The sequence below is a fragment of the Paenibacillus sp. E194 genome (genome assembly GCF_000935845.1).
GTDB classification, from domain to species: Bacteria; Bacillota; Bacilli; order Paenibacillales; family Paenibacillaceae; genus Paenibacillus_B; species Paenibacillus_B alvei_B.
This window is the reverse complement of the sequence record NZ_JMDX01000327.1, coordinates 1-5,361: the sequence shown is the minus strand read 5'-3', so window position 1 is coordinate 5,361 and position 5,361 is coordinate 1. Positions and strand designations below refer to the sequence as shown.

Sequence of the window (5,361 nt, the reverse complement as noted above, 5' to 3'; positions counted from 1 at the left end):
TAAACATGCATTATTTTGATAATAACAATAGTTTCATCGGAAGCGAGACGGTATTTGAATATGGAGGAAACGTAAGTTGGCTTAGTATAAATGAGCAGGTACGACCTGTAGCTAAGACAGTACGAGCCCGGCTTCATTTTACTATTATAGCGTTAGACAACGATGCATCAGTAAGCCTAACGGTGGACTCCGTGACATTCCAAAAAGGAGAGCAGAACAATCTGCTATTCAACCCTGGATTTGAAAGAAATACAAGAACAAGTGGAATCGCAGATGGCTGGGGGAATTGGGGATCTGCAGGGGTACCAGCCCATTACCGAGTAGTTACCACCCCGGTGTCAAGTGAGAAGCAAGCGCAGCAAATGGCTATCTCTAATTTACCTAAAGATGGAATGCATAACTTCTTTCAAGACGTAGCAGTAACAGGTGGTCAACCTTATACACTTAGCGCCCAAATTGCAACAGCAAATCTAAGTAAAGCCAAAGTTCAGGTCATTATGCATTATTTTGACGTTAACAATAATTTCATTGGTAGTGAAACGCCATTTGAATATAGTGGGAACACGGTGTGGTTAAGCATTAATGAACAAGTGTGTCCCGTAGCCAAGACAGTAAGAGCCAGAGTTCATTTTAATGTTCTAGCGGTTGACAACAATGCATCAGGAATCGTAACGGTGGACTCCGTGACATTCCAAAAAGGGGAGCAGAGCAATTTACTAATCAACCCCGGATTTGAGTCGAATACAAGAACCAGTGGGGTCGCAGATGGCTGGGGCAATTGGGAATCTGCAGGGGTAAATGCAAACTATCGGGTAGTAACTTCACCTGTGTCCAGTGGTAAGCATGCACAGCAAATGAGTATCTCTAATCTACCTAAAGATGGAATGCATACGTTTTTCCAAGACGTAGCCGTAACAGGTGGCCAGCCTTATACGCTAAGCGGTCAAATTGCGACAGCAAGTCTAAGCAAAGCCAAAGTTCAGGTCATCATGCACTATTTTGACGTTAATAATAATTTTATCGGAAATGAAACGCCATTTGAGTACAGTGACAATACGGGCTGGAAGAGTTTTCAGGTGCAAGTAAAGCCACCAGCTAATACGGTGCGGGCTAGAGTCCATTTTAATCTCTTAGCACTAGAAGACAGAGCTTCCGGGACAGTAACTGTAGACTCCGTCATTTTTCAACGCTTAAAGTAAAAACAAGAGATATATTGAAGATAAGCAAATTGAAATAAGATCAAGAAAAAGAAGGATGGTTGCGTACCATCCTTCTTCATGTTTTTGTAACAATATTGTTGTTCAAGATTATTTCTTAATAAGTGAAATCGCATCGGCATAAGCCTCTCCAACAGCATCCGAATCGGCTACTACCCTTACAATTATCTTCGTCGTATTTGGCTTCGTTCGTATCTTCACAGTGGCTTGTCCCCATTGTCCCTTCGGGGAAACATATGCTGCATCCCCATCGTATACTCCTACATTTTGATTGTCGAATTCATAGGTATCCACATAGAAGCTTCCTTGCTTCAAGTTGTTGTAAATATTAGCTCGAAGCTCATACTCAGTATCTGGTTTAACCGGAATGAAGAAGCTGTCGCTGGAAGTACCGCGTATGGGTGTATCCGAGTGAAAGCGAATGCTATGTGAGCCTTCATGCGACAAATGAGTTGAGATGGCCATAGTCGGGCTGAAATTCCAGAAATAAGTTCCCTGCTCGAAGCTTGAGTTCGGAAGCAAGTTATGTGACTTCGTTCTCTTTATCTGGTTTCCTATGGAATCATAGGCATATTCGATTCGGTAGTCTGTATGCAGGGCATCAAGCAGCTGATTTGCTGAGTTGTATGTATAATACTGATTTGCAATAGAGGGCTTAGGGATATGAGCTATTTTGACTTCTTTTTTGATCATATCACCAAACCATGCAACGCCATCCTGCACCATTCGCCAGTCGGTAACGAACACTCCATCATGGGATGGAGCAACCATTTTAAAAGTGAATGTCACGGTATCACCGTATTTCACAGTGCTCCCGTTAGGAATGACGTGTCTGCCAATGGCAAATGGATCGCCGTCATCAACGGCTCCGAGGCGAACGGCGGTTGCTTCTGACCAATCCTTCTTGCCTGTATTCTTGACCGTAACCGAAACTTCATGCGAAGAGCCTGGGATCATTGATTCTGGAATGGTATTCGAGACGATTTTAGCACTTAATTCTTGGGCAGGTGCGATGCTGAGATCGTCAAAATAGCTTCTGAAATACCCGGTCTCCGAAGCCTCGTGGTCGTCATAGGTGACAAGTATTTCCTTAATTGTTTTTCCTGTGTGTGGAGATAAATCGACCTCGACTTGAACCCACTGATTTAATGGATCATTCCGATATGCAGGGTGCATTGGCTGCCCTCTTGTATCTGTAATGCCGCTATCCCGCAAAGTAGACCCATCTTCGAACACGAGATCAATCGCCATTTTTTACTTTGTGTATGCTGGTAGTGATAGACCCAATAGGATAATTTCATTCCTTCGTGGATACTTATGTTCAAATTCGTATATAGCTTGAAGTAAATGAAGCTGTTCTCCGAATTACTCTGGTCTTCGCCAGCGACACGATAATATCCAACTCCACTATGAGGCTGGACTCCCAGTTCGCCATTCACAGTAGAGGCTTCTGGTGGAATTGTTGAATCATACCCCCCAACATTGGCACTGTATGCCGTCACCATTCCAAGGCTATCATTATCGTGGCTCTCGAAGGTGTTGTGAATAAACCGTGTTGATCCGTTGTCTGCGGCAACCGTCGGGATGAGAACAATAAATAATAGTAGCAATGCGAATAATAACTTTATAGATCTAATTATCATTACCCCCTGAATAAGTTGAACTCTGTTTATTTTAAATGCACATGATTAAATTTTACAGATTGAATATGTCAGTTCAACCATTTGTTTCAAATTATTAGTGGCAAAAAATTACTTCCATTTACAATGGGGGCGAGCTACTATAATTGTCTGGACGAAATCACTTTATGTATAGGAGGAATTGTAGTGTACTTCGCATCAAAAGGAAACTTATGATTTATGTGACTACAATATTTTGTCTCTTCACTATGTTATCTACTGCACATGCTAGTTTCATTGAAAAAGATTTTATAATGAAAGAAGATTTTGAGAGAGGGGTGTATACAGGCACTAAATTTACAGCAGCTTCAGGTAAAATTACGAGTGATACTGATAAAGTCGTTAATGGTAAGTATTCTGCATTCCTGTCATCACCACCTAGTGTGGAATGGAGTGAGTTTACATATACGGACATACAGCAAGTTACATTTGAGAAGAATACTACATATGCCGTTACATTTTCATATAAAGCTGTAAGAGCACCTGATCCTCAAAATCAAGGAGTATATTATTTTCTAGCTCGAAGCTCAGATTATGATGTTGCAGCGGATACAGGATGGACAGCTTGGAATGCGAAAACAGGAGAAAAAGGAACAAAGACATTTATATTTACGACAGGAAATAAGGACAACTATTACTTAATCTGGGGCATTCGCATTGGAGGAGAGTTGTCTATTGACGATATATCTGTGAAGAAAGTTAGCGAATCCTTTGAACGTGGAACTTTTGATGGAACTAAGTTTCAGGCCGCTTCTGGCATGATAACGAATGATCCATCGAAAGTCGTTAGTGGAAAATATTCAGCATACCTTACATCGGCGAAGGAACAGGAATGGAGTGAATTTGCTTATACTGATCCGAACCAAATTAAATTCGAGAAAAATACTACCTATGAAGTTACATTCTCCTATAAAGCTGTAGAAGCTCCAGATGTGAACAATAATGGAGCCTATTATTTTCTTGCACGAAGCACAGACTATGATGTTACAGCTGATACAGGCTGGAAGAGCTGGAGTGCGAAGACAGGGGAACAAGGTACGAAGACTTTCGTATTTACGACAGGAAATAAAGATAATTATTATTTGATTTGGGGAATTCGCTGGGGCGGGTCATTTTCCATAGATGATATTTATATCAAAAAGAAGTCAGAATCCTTTGAAAGAGGGACGTTCGATGGCACACGATATTGGTCTGGATCCGGGACGATTACGAGTGACCCAGATAAAGTAATTAGCGGTGCTTATTCAGCTTATCTTGCTGCTCCACATACGGCTGACTGGCTGGAATTTTCTTATTCTTCACCGTCATACCTTCGATTTGATAGAAATACTACTTATTCGGTGACCTTTACATACAAAACGATAGAACCGTCTCATGGGTTTTATTACTTTTTGGCACGAAGTACCGATCATGAGGTTGCTGCGGATACGGGTTGGACAACCTGGAATGGTCAGAAAGGGGAAACAAACCAAAAGACGGTTGTGTTTACCACGGGTGAGAAAGAAAACTATTATTTGATATGGGGGATAAGAGAGGGAGGTGCGATATCAATAGATGATATTCGCATCGATATATTGCCGTATCAATATGATCCAAACGGAAGAGTAAAGGTACAAGCCACTCCTATTCATACCATTTATTATGATTATGATTCAAATGGAAATATGCTGAGGCGTAGAGCAGAAATTAACTATCATATATAGTGAGAATCTATTATACCAGCCGCGAGTGAATTTACTTCACGCGGTCTTTTTTTACTTTTTTACTAGTTATTACGAGTGATGAAAGTTGCTAAAGAAACGATAACCCTTAACATGGAATAATATTTAAAACAACAAAAATGTGTAAGTAAATGTTTTAATTTTTACATGCCCAAAATCAAAGGTAGATAAAACGAATGGGAAAACATGAACAGGTCATGGCAGAAGAGTTGAAAAACAATAGCCAGCATAGGTAGAAGAAAAGAGATATGGTCTATTGCGTAGATAGAATTTGTTCGTATTAAACATGATTTAAAATAGTATTTGAAAAGATATTTTCAATGAAAATACGGTATGTGAATCAGTAAATATGTTTATCCAGATAATTTTATTGAGCAAACAATCAATATCAGAATTATTAGTGTTGTATGGAATTAATTTCCTAGACAATGAGTTGCTATACCATTATTTTTGGAATTGTGGGGCAAATATCCATGGAAACTTAAATAGAAATAATAGGAGGAAGTAGTTTTGAAAAAATGGTTGTCAATGATTCTTGCATATGCGCTATTGTTTACAAGTATACCTCTAGCATCAGCACAAGACTCTCCTAAGACATCGAACCAATCAACCAATAGAACAGTCACCTCTAGTGTATATGGTGCAAATGAAAGTTTTTCGGACTCAGAAGAGCTAATCACCGTTACCTCGATTACGGAAATGTTTGGGGTAGCAAGGGAATGGGTGGTCAATGAAATAGTGAAA

The 5,361-nt window shown here is 40.1% G+C and carries 5 protein-coding genes; 3 read left to right on the top strand and 2 right to left on the bottom strand.

Translation table 11 applies throughout. From position 1 onward, the window contains the following. A partial coding sequence (locus AZ66_RS32180; RefSeq protein WP_197081777.1) for a hypothetical protein occupies positions 1-1,199 on the top strand: 1,199 nt, incomplete at its 5' end. Positions 1,200-1,307: 108 nt separating this feature from the next. Here AZ66_RS32180 and AZ66_RS26455 read toward each other — a convergent pair. Next, positions 1,308-2,393: an NBR1-Ig-like domain-containing protein gene (locus AZ66_RS26455; RefSeq protein ID WP_044357635.1), complete on the bottom strand. Its 1,086-nt coding sequence runs from the start codon at positions 2,391-2,393 to the stop codon at positions 1,308-1,310. After that, positions 2,363-2,860: a hypothetical protein gene (locus AZ66_RS31670; RefSeq protein WP_044357634.1), complete on the bottom strand. Its 498-nt coding sequence runs from the start codon at positions 2,858-2,860 to the stop codon at positions 2,363-2,365. The genes AZ66_RS26455 and AZ66_RS31670 overlap by 31 nt, the downstream gene beginning before the upstream one ends. A 209-nt stretch (positions 2,861-3,069) precedes the next feature. Here AZ66_RS31670 and AZ66_RS26445 point away from each other — a divergent pair, with 209 nt between their 5' ends. Both AZ66_RS26445 and AZ66_RS26440 read left to right on the top strand, forming a co-directional pair. Next, positions 3,070-4,599 (top strand): hypothetical protein, encoded by a 1,530-nt coding sequence (locus AZ66_RS26445; RefSeq protein ID WP_044357633.1) that lies wholly within the window; start codon positions 3,070-3,072, stop codon positions 4,597-4,599. A gap of 528 nt (positions 4,600-5,127) precedes the next feature. After that, on the top strand, positions 5,128-5,361 hold a 234-nt coding region (locus tag AZ66_RS26440), incomplete at its 3' end, for a hypothetical protein (RefSeq protein ID WP_044357632.1).

Bases quoted from the DNA above. Each gene is read 5' to 3' on its own strand.
- AZ66_RS26445 (WP_044357633.1), top strand. From the start codon at position 3,070: ATGATTTATGTGACTACAATATTTTGTCTCTTCACTATGTTATCTACT.
- AZ66_RS26455 (WP_044357635.1), bottom strand. From the start codon at position 2,393: ATGCACCCTGCATATCGGAATGATCCATTAAATCAGTGGGTTCAAGTC.
- AZ66_RS31670 (WP_044357634.1), bottom strand. From the start codon at position 2,860: ATGATAATTAGATCTATAAAGTTATTATTCGCATTGCTACTATTATTT.